Source organism: Rhizobium herbae, assembly GCF_017873135.1.
Classification (GTDB): Bacteria; Pseudomonadota; Alphaproteobacteria; order Rhizobiales; family Rhizobiaceae; genus Pararhizobium; species Pararhizobium herbae.
Map to the genome: position 1 here is coordinate 133515 of NZ_JAGGJV010000002.1, position 15047 is coordinate 148561.

A 15047-nucleotide genomic window follows, 5' to 3' on the forward strand; every position below is an offset into this window, starting at 1 on the left:
CTTCGTTGAGGCTGTTTGCATATTCCGGCTATCCCAATCCGGCGGAAATCACCTATTCATGCCGTTGGAAACAGGAAGCCGGGTCCGCATCATGCTCAAGTTCAAGACATCCACCGGCACCGTTGCCGTCGATAACTGGGGCTACCAGTTGCAGGGGCTGAACGGCGATCCGCAAAACGTCAACCTGCTGGTCTCGGCCACCCATGACCTGCTTGTCATCGATTCCTCGCGTGACGGCACGAACAGCGGGCGCTTCACGGCTGACGAAGTGACCCGCATGAAGGACGGCATGGGCGGGCGGTCCGTGGTCGTCTCCTATATCTCCATCGGCGAGGCGTCCGATTTCCGCGACTACTGGGACAAGGACTGGACCACCACGGGCAAGGCCACCGGCAAACTGACGGATGAGGCGCCGGACTGGCTGGGGCCTGTCAATCCCGACTGGCCGGAAGGGCGCAAGGTGCGCTACTGGGATCCGGACTGGCAGAACACCATGTTCAACGACAGGAAGACCGGCGACCTCGACGCCATCGTCAAGGCCGGGTTCGATGCCGCCTATCTCGATATCATCGACGCCTATTATTTCTGGGGCGCCGAAGTTCCCAAGGCCGATCGGCAGGCCGGCGACCCCGTCAACCAGAAGCAGGCCGCGCAGCGCATGGTCGATTTCGTCGTCGACCTGACCGAACATGCCCGCAAAACCAACCCGGACTTTTTCGTCATCCCCCAGAACGGCGCCTGGATCCTCAATGACCTCGGCAGCGACAGCGCCCGCAAGCAGGCCTATCTCGATGTCATCGGCGGCATCGCGGTCGAGGACCTCTACTATCGTGGCGACAAGGACGAGAACAATGTGCTGAAGCCGGACGAGGAGACGATAGCCATCCTGAAGCGCGACTTTGTCGACAAGGGCATCCCGGTCTTCGTGGTCGACTATATCAGCGGCAGCGCGCGCATCGACGCGTTCAACAAGATGGTCCTGGCAGACGGGTTCATCCCGTTCGCGGCCCCCGAGCGCGATCTCGACAGGCTGATCGGCACCTATGATGGCGACCCCGCCTATATCCGGCCGACCGCCGAGGCCGATACGCTGCGCGGCTCGAAGCTCGCCGACACGATCGACGGTCTGGGCGGTGACGATAAAATCACCGGGCGCGAAGGCAATGATACGCTCTCGGGTGGCGACGGCAACGACAGGCTGTGGGGCAGCGCCGGCAACGACAAGATCTCCGGGGGAGCCGGGAATGACAAGCTTTATGGCGGCGCCGGAAACGACATCCTCACCGGCGGCAGCGGCAAGGATCAGTTCGTCTTTGACACCAAGCTGTCCACCGGCAATGTGGATACGGTGGCGGATTTCAGTGTCGTCAATGACCGGCTCGTGCTGGACCACGACATCTTCACCAAGTTGCCGGTCGGGGCGCTGAAGGCCTCGGCCTTCCTCATCGGCACGAAGGCGGCGGATGCCGGCGACCGGATCGTTTACGACAGCAAGACCGGCAAGCTTTTTTACGACGCCGACGGAACCGGCAAGCTTGCTGCGGTCCAGATCGCGCAGCTCGACACCCACCTGAAATTGACGGCCGACGATTTCCTGATCGTCTGAGAACCGGCGCTTGATGGATCGCGGGCTTGCGCTTTTGCAGCAAAGAGCCTGCATTCTCCGCATTTCGTCGGCCGCAATCGGTAAAATTCTTTGCAGTTTCCAAGGTTCCATTGTATGCGGGCGCATGAGCACAACACCTTCAAAGACGCCCCTGTCGCATATCCGCAATTTCTCGATCGTCGCCCATATCGACCACGGCAAGTCGACGCTGGCCGACCGGCTGATCCAGTCGACCGGCGGCCTTGCCGCGCGCGAGATGTCGGAACAGGTTCTCGACAACATGGATATCGAGAAGGAGCGCGGCATCACCATCAAGGCGCAGACCGTGCGCCTGCACTATGTCGCCAACAACGGCGAGACCTATGTCCTCAACCTGATCGACACACCCGGCCATGTCGACTTCGCCTATGAAGTCTCGCGCTCGCTGTCGGCCTGCGAAGGTTCGCTGCTGGTGGTCGATGCATCGCAAGGCGTCGAAGCCCAGACGCTGGCCAACGTCTATCAGGCGATCGACAACAACCACGAGATCGTCACCGTCCTCAACAAGATCGACCTGCCGGCCGCCGAACCCGACCGCATCCGCGAGCAGATCGAGGAAGTCATCGGCATCGATGCCTCGCAGGCCGTGCTGATCTCGGCCAAGACGGGCCTCGGCATCCCCGATGTGCTCGAAGCCATCGTCCACCAGCTGCCGGCGCCGAAGAGCGAGGGCGGCGAGGATGCGCCGCTGAAGGCGCTCTTGGTCGACAGCTGGTACGACACCTATCTCGGCGTCATCGTTCTCGTGCGCATTCTCGACGGCGTTCTGAAGCGCGGCCAGACCGTGCGCATGATGGGCACGGATGCCAAATATCAGGTGGAGCGCGTCGGCGTCATCACCCCGAAGATGGTCACCGTCGATGCGCTCGGCCCCGGCGAGATCGGCTTCATCACCGCCTCCATCAAGGAAGTGGCCGACACCCGCGTCGGCGACACCATCACCGAGGACAAGCGCCCGACCGCCCATATGCTGCCGGGCTTCAAGCCCGCCCAGCCGGTGGTGTTCTGCGGCCTGTTCCCGGTCGATGCCGCCGATTTCGAGGACCTGCGCGCCGCCATGGGCAAGCTGCGTCTCAACGATGCGTCCTTCTCCTTCGAAATGGAAAGCTCGGCTGCGCTCGGTTTCGGCTTCCGCTGCGGCTTCCTCGGCCTGCTGCATCTCGAAATCGTCCAGGAGCGTCTCGAGCGCGAATTCGACCTCGACCTGATCGCGACCGCCCCGTCCGTCGTCTACAAGCTGTTCATGACCGATGGCACCGAGCGCGAGCTGCACAATCCGGCCGATATGCCCGATGTCGTCAAGATCGCCGAAATCCACGAACCGTGGATCCGCGCCACCATCCTGACGCCGGACGATTATCTCGGCGGCATCCTCAAGCTCTGCCAGGACCGCCGCGGCATCCAGGTGGAACTGACCTATGTCGGCACCCGCGCCATGCTGACCTACGACCTGCCGCTCAACGAAGTCGTGTTCGATTTCTACGACCGGCTGAAGTCGATCTCCAAGGGCTATGCTTCGTTCGACTATGCGATCACGCAGCATCAGGAGGGCCATCTGGTCAAGATGTCGATTCTCGTCAACGGCGAGCCGGTCGATGCCCTGTCGATGATGGTCCACCGCATGGCCGCCGAAAAGCGCGGCCGCGACATGTGCGAGAAGCTCAAGGAGCTGATCCCCAAGCACATGTTCAAGATCCCGATCCAGGCCGCCATCGGCGGCAATGTCATCGCCCGCGAAACCATCTCGGCACTGCGCAAGGACGTCACCGCCAAATGCTACGGCGGCGACGCAACGCGTAAACGCAAGCTGCTCGACAAGCAGAAGGCCGGCAAGAAGCGCATGCGCCAGTTCGGCAAGGTGGAAATCCCGCAGGAAGCGTTCATTGCGGCGTTGAAGATGGGTGACGAGTAGGCGCCTTTCCGCGCTTGCGATCGAGGGAAACCATCGCCGCTGGAACGCCGCTCTATCGCTCCAGCCGCCGCGCCGGGTTCCCGACCACCGTTGCCCCGGCGGGCACGTCTTTCGTCACCACGGCGCCTGCCCCGACGATCGCGCCGTCGCCGATGGTGACGCCGGGCAGGAGGATGGCGCCGCCGCCGATCCAGACGTCCTCACCGATTGTCACGGGCCTTGCCAGTTCAAGTCCGGTCCTGCGCAGGGCGGGATCGTTGGGGTGGATGGCGCAATAGATCTGCACGACCGGTCCGAGCATCGAGCCCCGCCCGATGCGGACCGGCGCGGAATCGAGAATGGTGCAGCCCGCATTCATGTAGACATTCTCGCCAAGCGCGATGTTCATGCCGTAGGAACAATGAAACGGTGCCTCGATCATGAAGTTTACAGGCACCGCGCGGAAAAGCGCCCGCAGCGCCGGCGCCGCCTGCCCACGCTCCGCCGGCGGCAGCGTATTGTGCTGATGCACCGCATCTCGCGCCCTTTGGCGCAAGGAGTCGAGTTCTGGATCGAGGCAATTGTACCATTGGCCCGCTTCCATCTTCATCCGTTCGCTGTCCGTCACGCCATTCTCCTGCACAAGGCGCTCACTTTTGCAGATCGGTGGCGGCGCCCGCAAGCGCGGCCTTTGGAAAAGTGGAAGGCCGGCAGGAAGCGCATGGGCCAGTCCGGCAACGTGGAGATTCCGCAGGACTCGTTCATCATGGCGCGGTAACCGGGCGATGAATAAACTCTTTTCTCCCAAGTATTGTGCGCATACTATGTGCGCATACATTCTGGAGGGTGACATGTCCCAGCCTGTCCGCAAATCTGCCAACCTGTCTCTGGACAGCGACCTTGTTTCCCTTGCCCGTGATCTGAAGATCAATCTGTCGCGGGCGGCCGAAGATGGCATCGAACGTGCCGTCAAGGCCGAGCGGGAGCGTCTCTGGCGGATCGAGAATGCCGAGGCGATCCGGCTTGAAAACGAATATGTCGAGAAGCACGGCTTGCCGCTGGCGAAATATCGCCAATTCTGATGGCACGATTCCATGTGTACCGGCTGAAATCGGACGGTGTCCTGGTCGTTGATCTTCAGGCAAGCATATTGGACGATCTGCCGTCGCGCGTCATGGCACCGCTTTACCCGGTGGCGGACATGTCCTGGTCGATATTGCGGCTCAATCCCCGTTTCCTGATCGATGGAGAGCTTCACGCCATGGCAACACAGCGCATGGCGGCCATTCCCGTATCGGAGATCGGCAGTGAAGTTGCCGATCTTTCAGCGAAAGGCGATGATATCGTTGCTGCCACCGACTTCCTTTTTCAAGGCTTCTGACGCTTTCGTCACTTCGCTCCGCCAGGCGTTCATTCAAAGCAGTCCCAGTGAACTACCGGCGAGACTTGCCGAAAAGAGCAGCATCGCACCTGCTGCGACGCGGCTGAGAAGCGGCGGGAACTCGGCCCGTTTCCGGTAAATCATCGCTGCACCGGCGCTCAGCCAGACGCAGCCGGCCGATACGACCATCAGCAGGAACAATCCGAGCCACGGCAGCACCGTGCCGAATGTGCCGTGCGGTACGAGCACCAGGCCGAAGATCAGGGCCTTGGGATTGAGCACGGTAGTCATGAAAACCTGACGGAAGGTAACGAGCGACGCCGGTACGCCGGCAGACGGCGCCGTCCACAGCTTGGCTGCAAGCAGCAATACCCACATTGCCGAGCAGAGCTTGATGGCCGATGCGGCAAGCGGGTGGTCTGCAAGATAAGGCCCGGCAAAGGTTGCAAGCGGGGTGATCGTCAGGAGATAGCCGGACGCTTCCGCGACGATCAGCGGCAGCGAGCGCCGGAAGCCGGCCGATGCGCCGCCGACTGCCAACAGGGTGTTCGTTGGACCGGGGGTCAGAAGAAGAACGAGGACGGCGGCAATAAAGGCAGGTACGGTCAAAACACTCTCCGAAGGCTGGAGCGCATTCTATCGCGGACGGATTTCCCTGTCTTGATCCTGGTCAAGCTTCTGCCTGCCTTCCGGAAAATTATCGCACCGCCTGCTCCGCAAACTCCTGCAGCAGCCCCTCATAGGCCTCCATCGGCGGAAACGTCTCGTAGGAGTGAACCGCGGCCGTCGTGGCCCAGGGCAGCTTTTCGCTGGTGAAGGTCTCGATGAAGGGAGAGAACCAGCTTGCGTCGTCCAGCATGGTCGGGCGCAGGTTGACGAACCAGTCCATACCTTCGGGCCGCGTGAACATCCAGCTTTTGCAATGCGGGCAGAAATAGTGGCGGGTTGCGCCGTGCAGGCCGCCGATCACCGGTTCGCCATCGATGACTGCGAACGCGTCGGCAGGGATGGCCGCGCTCAACGAATAGGCGCTGGCGCTCATCTTCTGGCAGCCGGTGCAATGGCAGGCCATGGTCAGGATCGGCGGCGCGCTGATCTTCAGCCGCACCTGCCCGCACCGGCAACCGCCTTCCAGGGGTAAATTCAGTTTGCTCATGATTTGCTCCTCCCGTCGTTCGGATCAAACTAGCGGAGGAACGGACAATGTCCAATGCCATGGATGATCGTAGGTGAGGGCTTTATCCGAATGAACCGATACTTTGTTAGCCGGCTCAGTCCAACTTGCAGGGCCATGCCGAAGGCGTGGTCAGGCCTGCCGGTAGCTTCGTCTTGGCGTCGCCGCAGGCAAGCTCGATCTGGGACTGTTCAAGGCCCTTTGCCGCGGAAAGGTCCAGCCCCTCGATATGGGTCAGGAACATGAAGGCCTGATCGAAGACAAGCGGGCCTTCGAAGATTGCGCCGCTGAGATTGGCGCGGGAGAGGTTGGCGAGCGAGAAACGCGCGCCGGTCAGAACCGCTCCCTTGAACAGGACACGTCCGACCTCCGCCTTCTCGAAATTGGCTCCGGTCAGGTCGGCGCCGCTGAAATCGGCGCGCTGGAGTTCCGCGCCGGCAAACGAAGCGCCGGTGGCGGCAATATTGGCAAAGCTGGACCGGTAGGCTTCGACACGGGCGAAATTCGCCTTGTCGGCCTTGGCGCCGGCCAGCCAGGCGCGCACCAGATTGGCCTTTTCCAGGTTGGCCGAGACCAGGTTGGACCCGCTGAGATCGGTCAGCGAAAAATCGGTGCCGGACAGGTTCGCACTTTCCAGCTCGCTGGACGGCAGCATCAGGTTCTTCTTGGAGCACTCGCTCCAGTCGAGCCCCTTCTCCGGCGTGCCGCTGCAATAGGCTGCCTTTGCCGGCGAAGCGGCGGCAACAACGGCTGCAAGTGCCATGGCCGGCAGCAGGCCGAAGGCCAGTGCCCGGGATCTCGCAGCAGTCCCTTCCCCCGGTGCCGATTGACCGGCTTGCTTGTCGAAATGGATCTTCATCCGAGTGCTCCGCTTCTCCGCTCGAAAGCCTGCCAGAACCAGACAAGCCCCCTTTGCGCTCTTTATATAGCTTCCCATGTTTTAATAGATAGGATCACTGGCGCGCGCTGCAAATGCCAGGACATATTTAGGTGTCAGGCGGTTGCGCCGGCCATCTCCCGGGCATTGTTTTCGGCCGGTTCGCTGCTCCGGATCGTGCCGACCCAGGCGCGGGCCAGCGCCAGCCCGGCCGCATCCGCCTGTTCGGCATGCCGCGCGGCATGCTCGGGATAGCGCCCGAGCCAGTGCGGATCGAGGCTCATGATCTGGTCCTCGAAAATGCGGTTCCAATCCTCGACCACACGGGTGCCGGCCTCGAAGTGAAATTGCATGCCATAGGCGGCACGGCCGATGCGAAACGCCTGGTTGGCGACCGCCGGGTTGACGGCAAGATGGATAGAGCCTTCGGGGAGGGTGAAGCTGTCGGAATGCCATTCGAAGCTTGTGAAGGCTGTGCCGGCCGCGCTCAGCACCGGATCGCGCTTGCCTTCGCTCGTCAGTTCGACGCCGTGCCAGCCGAATTCGCGGGTCCGGCCGAGAAGATTGTCGCCCCCATGCGCACGGGCCAGAAGCTGGCTGCCGAGGCAGATGCCGAGTACCGACTTGTCAGCCTCGGTAAAGGCGCGCATCAGGCGTGCAAGCTCCGGCAGGTAGGGATGGATGTGATCGTCGATGGCGCTTTGTTCGCCGCCAAGTACCACCAGGGCGTCATGGCCATGGACATCGCCGGGCAGCGCCTCGCCGGTAAAGGGCTGGCGCAGGTCGATCTCGGCACCCGCTTCGGCCAGTGCCACGCCCACCTGTCCAAGATCGGAATGGGCCATGTTTTCAACCACCAGAACCCGCATTGTCTCTCCGTTCGCTCCATCATTCCCCTGAGATTGACCACGGCTGATGACGGCTTTCAAGAGGTTTCGGGTCATTTAAGGGCGCGTTTGATGGCTGGAATAGCCCGCTAGTCTTGACCTTTTGGCCTGAAAGTAGCATTGGACCGCCTTGGTCGCGTTCCTTGAAACGCCAGACAGCGGAAAAACCATGAGTAAAGTGACATCCTCTGCCCCCTCGCAGCGCATGCTGAGGGTCGGCGAACAGGTACGTGCAGGCCTGACACAGGTGCTGCAGCGCGGCGAAGTGCGCGATCCGCTGATCGAGACGACGGTGATCTCGATTTCGGAAGTCCGCATGTCGACCGACCTGCGGGTGGCCACGGCCTTCGTGACACCGCTCGGCGTTGCCGACCATGCCGATATCATCGAGGCGCTGAACCGCCATGCCAAATATATTCGCGGCCGCCTGACGCCGCATCTCCGGCAGTTGAAATACATGCCGGAAGTCCGCTTCAAGGACGATACCAGCTTCGACAACTACAAGAAGATCGACCAGCTGCTGCGGTCGCCGGAAGTCCTGCGCGACCTGAAGGATGAAGACGGACTGAAAGACGAAAAAGGGGAGTGATGGCAAAGCATATCACTCTGGACGAACTCAACGCCTGGACCTTCGATCAGCGCCAGACATTCTATCGCAACGGTCTTGCCCGTTTCGACAATGCCGAAGCCGTAAGGCTTGTCGAAATGCTGGTCGCCTCCGGCCTGCCTTTCCGCAGCGGCAAGGAAATCGCCCATGGCGACCGCGAGATGAAGGCGCTCGAAGCCATCGTCTATTCGCCCTATAATGAAAAGCTGCTGCTCGAAGCCGCTGCCTCCGGCAAGCCGCCGCTCGGCGCCATCGAGCCTTTGATTATCGAAGGCCTCGGCGAGGACTATCGCGCCGACAATGGTGCGACGATCGCTGCCGGATACCTGATCGCAAGGCGCCTCTATGCCCTGGGATTCGAAAAGGGCAACAGCCAGAAAATGCCGGATGGCAGCGTTGCCAAGACTGCAGCGACGTTTCGTAAAAAAAGAGCCTGAACAATGTCAAAACCTCGCAAGCCCAAGGGCCGCCCGATTTCCGGCTGGCTGATCCTCGACAAGCCGCTGGATTTCGGTTCGACAGAAGCCGTGTCGAAGATCAAGTGGTTGTTCAAGGCGCAGAAGGCGGGCCATGCCGGCACGCTCGATCCGCTCGCCTCCGGCATGCTGCCGATCGCGCTTGGCGATGCGACCAAGACCGTTCCCTATGTGATGGACGGCCGCAAGATCTATGAATTCGCCGTTGCCTGGGGTGAGGAGCGCTCGACCGACGATCTCGAGGGCGAGGTCACGCAATCGTCGGATGCCCGTCCGTCCGAGGAAGACATCCGTGCCCTGCTGCCGAAATATACCGGCGTCATCAGCCAGGTGCCGCCGCAGTTTTCGGCCATCAAGATCGATGGCAACCGCGCCTATGATCTTGCGCGCGAAGGCGAAACCGTCGATATTCCGGCCCGTGAAGTCGAAGTCTTCCGCCTGTCGCTGCTCGGCTGCACGGCCAACCTCGCGCATTTCGAGATCGAATGCGGCAAGGGCACCTATGTGCGGTCGCTGGCCCGCGATTTCGGCCGCGACCTCGGCTGTTTCGGCCATATCGCTTCCCTGCGCCGCAGCTTTGTCGCGCCTTTCGCGGAAGAGACGATGGTGCCGCTGGCCGAACTCGTGGCACTGGAAAAGATCGAGAGCGACGAGGAACGGCTGGAAGCGCTCGACGCCTTCCTGATCGATACCGGCGAAGCCCTGTCGAACCTGCCGCATATCGCCATTACCGAGGATCAGGCCCATCGCCTGAAAATGGGCAATCCGATCATCCTGCGCGGCCGCGATGCGCCCATGGCGGAGCCGGAAGCCTATGCGACGTCGCGCGGCAAGCTGGTCGCCATCGGCGAGATCGGCGAGGGCGAATTCCGCCCGAAGCGCGTCTTCGTCACGGCTTGAAACTTCACCGCACCCCCATAGGTCTTGCCGCACGGCATCGGTTGCCTTCGTAGAATCGCTGGCGCATGTTCCGGTCTGTGATCGGGATTCGCGAACCCTTCGGGGTGTTAAGCGTTGTGCGATTTACCAGGCCGGGGACGGTGGATGAGGGACACTTGAGCGACGGACAGGACAAAAAGAGTGCGCCGGGCGCGCGTTGGAGAACACGCCTGCGCTCGCGGCTGAGGCGTCCGCTGTCGTTTTATCTGACAGTCCTGCTGCTCATTGCCATCGTCCCGTCCTTCGTGTTTTCGATGATCATCCTCAAGCGCAGCATCGACGAGCAGGAGCGCGTGGTGACCGCGCTGCTCAGGGCATCGACCGGATCGGTTACGCGCGTGGTGGAGCGCGAGATCGACGGCATGCTGACCACGCTCAGGGTGTTGTCCACGGCCAGCACCATCGACAACAACAATCTCGAACAGTTCTACGATCGCGCCCGCTCATCGCTCGCAGACACCGATTCGAACCTTTTGGTGATCGATCGCGCCCACAATCAGCTTTTCAATACCCGCGTACCGTTCGGAAGCCGGCTGGCGAAGGCATCCGACCCAACCTCCATCGATCAGGCTTTTCGAAACGGAGGGCCGTTCATTTCGAATGTCTTCTTCGGCCAGACGGCAAAAAGATGGGTGTTCAACGTCTACCTGCCGATCACCACGCCGCTCGGCAATGGCGACTACCTGCTGACACTCACCCAGAACGCCGAGAATATGCTGAAGGCGGTCAACCGGGATGTGCTGTCGCCCGGCTGGAATGCGGCATTGCTCGACGGAGCCGGCAATGTGATTGCCTCATCAGACAAGGCACTGGCAGTCGGCAAGCCATTTTTCATGGAAATCGTGCCGGCATTGCGTGTCGGCGTCGGCGAAGCGGTTCATGACGGCGTCGAATACCGGACGGTCACCGAGTTTTCGGTGCTGACCGGCTGGAAAATCGTCGCCTGGGCCAAAAGTTCCGATGTCGATGCGCCGGCGCTGTGGTCTTATCTCTGGCTGTCGCTGGGCGGCCTTCTTTTTGCCGGCATAGCCATAGCGGGATCCGCCGCCATCGCGCGGCTTCTGGCGCAGGGTGTCAAGCTGCTCGCTCGCGACGCGCATCTCCTGGGCGCGGGACGGCCGATCGCGGCGCGCAAACACATGATTGCCGAGATCGAGACCGTATCGACGGCGCTGGCCGAAGCGGCGCAGGCGCGCAGGAAGGCGGAAAACGAAATCCGTTTCCTGATGCGCGAGGTGGCGCACCGTTCGAAAAACCAGCTCACCGTCATCCAGTCGATGCTCAACCAGTCGCTCAATGCGGCGGAAAACCGGGTGGATTTCGCCGAAACCTTCCGCAAGCGCATCAGCGGCCTTGCCCGCTCGACCGATCTGATGATTGCCAATGCGGCCCAGGGCGTCGATTTTCACGAGCTGGCCCAGAACCAGCTGCAGCCGTTCATTCCCGACGATCCGCTACGGGTCCACCTGTCGGGGCCGCCCGTCCGGCTGGATGCGCAGGTATCGCAGACGCTGGGCATGGCCCTGCACGAGCTTGCCACCAATGCGACGAAATACGGCGCGCTTGCCAATGGCAGCGGCACGATCGACCTGCAATGGTCGGTCTCCGACGGCACGTTTCTTCTCGCCTGGAGAGAAAAAGGCGCCGATATCGATCCGATTGAGACCGGCAGCCTGCGCAAGGGTTTCGGCACCATGGTGCTCGAGCGTATGCTCGGCATGGCGCTGGACGCGAAACTGGAGCGGATCATGCATTCCGACGGGATCGAATGGCGCGTGAAAATCCCGACCGAAAAACTGGGCGCCGACCTGTCGGTCCAACCGTAGGGAGGGTCTGCCCAAGGCTTGTCGCGTATTGGAAGGAGTACAGATGCCTCGAAACAATGTCATGGCGGCTGCCATTCTCGTTGCCACGGTTTTCACCGGCGCGGCAGCGCCCGCGTTCGGCGCCGATTGCGTGGTGGCCGATCCCACTGGAACGCCGCTCAACGTGCGTTCCGGGCCTCAAGGTACGGTTCTGTCGGTTCTCGACAACGGCGTCCCCGTGCAGGTCGTCGAGGAGCGCTTGCATGGCGGCAAGCGCTGGGCAAAGGTGACCGCAAATGGCGAGACGCTCGGCTGGGTATTCGCCGCCTATCTCGATTGTGCAATGGTTGACGACAACAGCAAGTCTGCCCCGATGCGGCCGCGCGTTGCCCCGCAATGACGGCGAATTGAAGTGTCGCGCCGCCTTTATCCGCCCTCTTTCTTTTTGATGCCGGATAGTTTATAGGCAGCGCCAGCATCAGACCCCGCTCTCTGCGGACTTGTGCCTTCATGGCCGCAGCTAGACGACATCCCGGCTGCTGGCGACCCGAAATCCTAACATTGAAAGGATGACACGATGTCGATCACTGCAGAGCGCAAGGCTGCGCTTATCAAGGAATACGCAATCGTCGAAGGCGACACCGGTTCTCCGGAAGTCCAGGTTGCGATCCTCACCGAGCGGATCAACAACCTGACCGATCACTTCAAGGGCCACAAGAAGGACAACCACTCGCGTCGTGGCCTTCTGGCAATGGTTTCTACCCGCCGCTCGCTTCTTGACTATGTCAAGGGCAAGGAAGAGGCACGGTACACCAAGCTGATTACTGCTCTCGGCATTCGCCGCTAAGCCTTACACCGGCGGGACCCTTCAAAAAGGGGCCCGCCGGTTTGTTTTTTGCGGGATCATCCCGCGTTTGCGTCTCCAGCCAAGCCGAAACGGCGCCGTTGGAAGCGGACACCCCAGCAGACCGGATGGGCCGGCTCTGCGGAACCAACCGATGACCTGTCATGGGGCAGGATTGCAGGATGCTTCGGCGCTTGCGCGTTTATCCACGCACCCGGAGCATCAGGCTTTCAGGGAGCGGGACGAGCGCCAGCCGAATTTGGAAGCCTCCCGTTGTCTTGCCCGTGATGTGTCATATCAGCGGAAACACTGCCGCCCGCGCCACACTGGCTGCGGCGCGGCATTGCCGCACACGAAGGACAAAACATGTTCGATACCCACACAGTCGAAATTGAATGGGCAGGCCGCCCGCTCAAGCTCGAAACCGGCAAGATCGCCCGTCAGGCTGACGGCGCCGTTCTCGCCACCTACGGCGAGACCGTCGTTCTCGCGACCGTCGTTTCGGCCAAGTCGCCGAAGCCGGGCCAGGATTTCTTCCCGCTGACCGTCAACTACCAGGAAAAGACCTACGCCGCCGGCAAGATCCCGGGTGGCTACTTCAAGCGCGAAGGCCGTCCGTCGGAAAAGGAAACGCTGGTTTCCCGCCTGATCGACCGCCCGATCCGCCCGCTCTTCCCAGATGGCTACAAGAACGACACCCAGGTCGTCGTCACCGTCATGCAGCATGACCTCGAAAACGATCCGGACGTCCTGTCGATGGTTGCAGCCTCCGCGGCTCTGACGATCTCCGGCGTTCCGTTCATGGGCCCGGTCGGCGGCGCGCGCGTCGGCTATATCAACGGCCAGTACGTCCTGAATCCGCATCTCGACGAAATGCCCGAATCGGTCCTCGACCTCGTCGTCGCCGGCACGCAGGACGCCGTCCTGATGGTTGAGTCGGAAGCCAAGGAACTGAACGAAGACATCATGCTCGGCGCCGTCATGTTCGGCCACAAGGGCTTCCAGCCGGTCATCGACGCGATCATCAAGCTCGCCGAAGTGGCTGCCAAGGAGCCGCGCGACTTCACCCCGGAAGATCATTCCGAACTCGAAGCCGAAATGCTTTCGATCGCCGAAGCCGAACTGCGCGTTGCCTACAAGAACACCCAGAAGGCCGAACGCTACGCTGCCGTCGATGCCGTCAAGGCAAAGGTGAAGGCCCACTTCCTGCCCGAGGGCGTGGAGCCGAAGTACACCGCTGAAGTCATCGGCGCCGTCTTCAAGCACCTGCAGGCCAAGATCGTTCGCTGGAACATCCTCGACACCAAGAGCCGCATCGACGGTCGTGACCTCGACACCGTCCGTGCGATCGTCTCGGAAGTCGGCATCCTGCCGCGCACCCACGGCTCGGCACTGTTCACCCGTGGCGAAACGCAGGCGATCGTCGTTGCCACGCTTGGCACCGGCGAAGACGAACAGTATGTCGACAGCCTGACCGGCATGTACAAGGAAAAGTTCCTGCTGCACTACAACTTCCCGCCCTACTCGGTCGGTGAAACCGGTCGCATGGGCTCCCCGGGCCGCCGCGAAATCGGCCACGGCAAGCTCGCATGGCGCGCGATCCGTCCGATGCTGCCGGCTGCGGACCAGTTCCCCTACACGCTGCGCGTTGTCTCGGAAATCACCGAGTCGAACGGCTCGTCCTCGATGGCAACCGTCTGCGGCACCTCGCTCGCACTGATGGATGCCGGCGTTCCTTTGGCCAAGCCGGTTGCCGGTATCGCCATGGGCCTGATCCTCGAAGGTGAGCGCTTCGCCGTTCTCTCCGACATCCTCGGCGACGAAGATCACCTCGGCGACATGGACTTCAAGGTTGCCGGCACTGCCGACGGCATCACCTCGCTGCAGATGGACATCAAGATCGCCGGCATCACCGAAGAGATCATGAAGGTCGCGCTCAGCCAGGCGCAGGGCGGCCGCAAGCACATCCTCGGCGAGATGGCCAACGCCATCACCGAAGGCCGCAGCCAGCTCGGCGAATTCGCACCGCGCATCGAAGTCATGAACATCCCGGTCGACAAGATCCGTGAAGTCATCGGTTCGGGCGGCAAGGTCATCCGCGAAATTGTCGAAAAGACCGGCGCCAAGATCAACATCGAAGACGATGGCACGATCAAGATCGCTTCGTCTTCTGCCAAGGAAATCGAAGCGGCCCGCAAGTGGATCCACTCGATCGTCGCAGAACCGGAAGTCGGCCAGATCTACGAAGGCACGGTCGTCAAGACCGCCGACTTCGGCGCTTTCGTCAACTTCTTTGGCCCGCGCGACGGTCTCGTCCACATCTCGCAGCTCGCTTCCGATCGTGTTGCCAAGACCTCCGACGTCGTCAAGGAAGGCGACAAGGTCTGGGTCAAGCTGATGGGCTTCGACGAGCGCGGCAAGGTTCGCCTGTCCATGAAGGTTGTCGATCAGGCAACCGGCAAGGAAGTCGCCAGGGGCGAAGGCGAAGCCGCTGAATAAGCGTTCGACCGTTTAATCGACT

The 15047-nt window shown here is 61.6% G+C and carries 16 protein-coding genes; 11 read left to right on the forward strand and 5 right to left on the reverse strand.

Features of this window, described 5'->3' with window-relative positions:
* Positions 1 to 58 precede the first annotated feature (58 nt).
* Together J2Z75_RS29605 and lepA are read left to right on the forward strand one after the other, a co-directional pair.
* The gene (locus J2Z75_RS29605) at positions 59 to 1606 is read left to right on the forward strand and encodes an MJ1477/TM1410 family putative glycoside hydrolase (protein WP_327791232.1); all 1548 of its coding nucleotides are present in this window, start codon (positions 59 to 61) and stop codon (positions 1604 to 1606) included.
* 124 nt (positions 1607 to 1730) lie between these two features.
* Entirely contained in the window at positions 1731 to 3557 is a 1827-nt protein-coding gene (lepA, locus tag J2Z75_RS05965; protein ID WP_209849197.1) for a translation elongation factor 4, read from the forward strand.
* Positions 3558 to 3609: 52 nt separating this feature from the next.
* On the opposite strand, the gene J2Z75_RS05970 is transcribed toward lepA, so the two are convergent.
* Entirely contained in the window at positions 3610 to 4164 is a 555-nt protein-coding gene (locus tag J2Z75_RS05970; RefSeq protein WP_209849201.1) for a sugar O-acetyltransferase, read from the reverse strand.
* Between the two features lie 223 nt (positions 4165 to 4387).
* Between J2Z75_RS05970 and J2Z75_RS05975 the strand changes: the two genes are divergently transcribed.
* The gene (locus J2Z75_RS05975; RefSeq protein ID WP_209849204.1) at positions 4388 to 4618 is read left to right on the forward strand and encodes a type II toxin-antitoxin system CcdA family antitoxin; all 231 of its coding nucleotides are present in this window, start codon (positions 4388 to 4390) and stop codon (positions 4616 to 4618) included.
* Positions 4618 to 4917 (forward strand): CcdB family protein, encoded by a 300-nt coding sequence (locus tag J2Z75_RS05980; protein WP_209849207.1) that lies wholly within the window; start codon positions 4618 to 4620, stop codon positions 4915 to 4917. The genes J2Z75_RS05975 and J2Z75_RS05980 overlap by 1 nt, the downstream gene beginning before the upstream one ends.
* A 33-nt stretch (positions 4918 to 4950) precedes the next feature.
* Here J2Z75_RS05980 and J2Z75_RS05985 read toward each other — a convergent pair whose 3' ends face one another.
* The 4 genes from J2Z75_RS05985 to J2Z75_RS06000 form a co-directional block, all read right to left on the reverse strand.
* Complete coding sequence (locus tag J2Z75_RS05985) at positions 4951 to 5526, reverse strand: LysE family translocator (RefSeq protein WP_209849210.1); 576 nt, start codon at positions 5524 to 5526, stop codon at positions 4951 to 4953.
* A gap of 88 nt (positions 5527 to 5614) precedes the next feature.
* Positions 5615 to 6073: a GFA family protein gene (locus tag J2Z75_RS05990; protein ID WP_209849213.1), complete on the reverse strand. Its 459-nt coding sequence runs from the start codon at positions 6071 to 6073 to the stop codon at positions 5615 to 5617.
* Positions 6074 to 6188: 115 nt separating this feature from the next.
* On the reverse strand, positions 6189 to 6854 hold the full coding sequence (locus J2Z75_RS05995; protein WP_209850628.1) for a pentapeptide repeat-containing protein: 666 nt from the start codon (positions 6852 to 6854) through the stop codon (positions 6189 to 6191).
* A gap of 230 nt (positions 6855 to 7084) precedes the next feature.
* Positions 7085 to 7837: a type 1 glutamine amidotransferase gene (locus J2Z75_RS06000; RefSeq protein WP_209849216.1), complete on the reverse strand. Its 753-nt coding sequence runs from the start codon at positions 7835 to 7837 to the stop codon at positions 7085 to 7087.
* Positions 7838 to 8024: 187 nt separating this feature from the next.
* Between J2Z75_RS06000 and rbfA the strand changes: the two genes are divergently transcribed.
* The 7 genes from rbfA to pnp all read left to right on the forward strand — a co-directional run bounded on the left by rbfA (position 8025) and on the right by pnp (position 15025).
* The gene (gene rbfA / locus J2Z75_RS06005; protein WP_209849219.1) at positions 8025 to 8444 is read left to right on the forward strand and encodes a 30S ribosome-binding factor RbfA; all 420 of its coding nucleotides are present in this window, start codon (positions 8025 to 8027) and stop codon (positions 8442 to 8444) included.
* Positions 8444 to 8899 (forward strand): hypothetical protein, encoded by a 456-nt coding sequence (locus J2Z75_RS06010; RefSeq protein WP_209849222.1) that lies wholly within the window; start codon positions 8444 to 8446, stop codon positions 8897 to 8899. The genes rbfA and J2Z75_RS06010 overlap by 1 nt, the downstream gene beginning before the upstream one ends.
* Before the next feature lie 3 nt (positions 8900 to 8902).
* The gene (gene truB, locus J2Z75_RS06015; protein WP_209849224.1) at positions 8903 to 9838 is read left to right on the forward strand and encodes a tRNA pseudouridine(55) synthase TruB; all 936 of its coding nucleotides are present in this window, start codon (positions 8903 to 8905) and stop codon (positions 9836 to 9838) included.
* 65 nt (positions 9839 to 9903) lie between these two features.
* A complete protein-coding gene (locus J2Z75_RS06020; protein WP_209849227.1) occupies positions 9904 to 11703 on the forward strand; it encodes a sensor histidine kinase in 1800 nt (599 codons plus the stop codon).
* 43 nt (positions 11704 to 11746) lie between these two features.
* Positions 11747 to 12082 carry an SH3 domain-containing protein gene (locus J2Z75_RS06025; RefSeq protein WP_209849231.1) on the forward strand — a complete coding sequence of 112 codons (336 nt, stop codon included), beginning with the start codon at positions 11747 to 11749 and terminating at the stop codon, positions 12080 to 12082.
* A gap of 177 nt (positions 12083 to 12259) precedes the next feature.
* On the forward strand, positions 12260 to 12529 hold the full coding sequence (gene rpsO, locus J2Z75_RS06030; RefSeq protein ID WP_113314631.1) for a 30S ribosomal protein S15: 270 nt from the start codon (positions 12260 to 12262) through the stop codon (positions 12527 to 12529).
* Positions 12530 to 12892: 363 nt separating this feature from the next.
* On the forward strand, positions 12893 to 15025 hold the full coding sequence (gene pnp / locus J2Z75_RS06035; protein ID WP_209849234.1) for a polyribonucleotide nucleotidyltransferase: 2133 nt from the start codon (positions 12893 to 12895) through the stop codon (positions 15023 to 15025).
* Positions 15026 to 15047: the final 22 nt, after the last annotated feature.

Bases quoted from the DNA above. Each gene is read 5' to 3' on its own strand.
- J2Z75_RS06010 (WP_209849222.1), top strand. From the start codon at position 8,444: ATGGCAAAGCATATCACTCTGGACGAACTCAACGCCTGGACCTTCGAT.
- J2Z75_RS06000 (WP_209849216.1), bottom strand. From the start codon at position 7,837: ATGCGGGTTCTGGTGGTTGAAAACATGGCCCATTCCGATCTTGGACAG.
- rpsO (WP_113314631.1), top strand. From the start codon at position 12,260: ATGTCGATCACTGCAGAGCGCAAGGCTGCGCTTATCAAGGAATACGCA.
- J2Z75_RS05980 (WP_209849207.1), top strand. From the start codon at position 4,618: ATGGCACGATTCCATGTGTACCGGCTGAAATCGGACGGTGTCCTGGTC.
- J2Z75_RS06025 (WP_209849231.1), top strand. From the start codon at position 11,747: ATGCCTCGAAACAATGTCATGGCGGCTGCCATTCTCGTTGCCACGGTT.
- rbfA (WP_209849219.1), top strand. From the start codon at position 8,025: ATGAGTAAAGTGACATCCTCTGCCCCCTCGCAGCGCATGCTGAGGGTC.
- pnp (WP_209849234.1), top strand. From the start codon at position 12,893: ATGTTCGATACCCACACAGTCGAAATTGAATGGGCAGGCCGCCCGCTC.
- lepA (WP_209849197.1), top strand. From the start codon at position 1,731: ATGAGCACAACACCTTCAAAGACGCCCCTGTCGCATATCCGCAATTTC.
- J2Z75_RS29605 (WP_327791232.1), top strand. From the start codon at position 59: ATGCCGTTGGAAACAGGAAGCCGGGTCCGCATCATGCTCAAGTTCAAG.
- J2Z75_RS05995 (WP_209850628.1), bottom strand. From the start codon at position 6,854: ATGGCACTTGCAGCCGTTGTTGCCGCCGCTTCGCCGGCAAAGGCAGCC.
- J2Z75_RS06020 (WP_209849227.1), top strand. From the start codon at position 9,904: ATGTTCCGGTCTGTGATCGGGATTCGCGAACCCTTCGGGGTGTTAAGC.
- J2Z75_RS05990 (WP_209849213.1), bottom strand. From the start codon at position 6,073: ATGAGCAAACTGAATTTACCCCTGGAAGGCGGTTGCCGGTGCGGGCAG.
- J2Z75_RS05975 (WP_209849204.1), top strand. From the start codon at position 4,388: ATGTCCCAGCCTGTCCGCAAATCTGCCAACCTGTCTCTGGACAGCGAC.
- truB (WP_209849224.1), top strand. From the start codon at position 8,903: ATGTCAAAACCTCGCAAGCCCAAGGGCCGCCCGATTTCCGGCTGGCTG.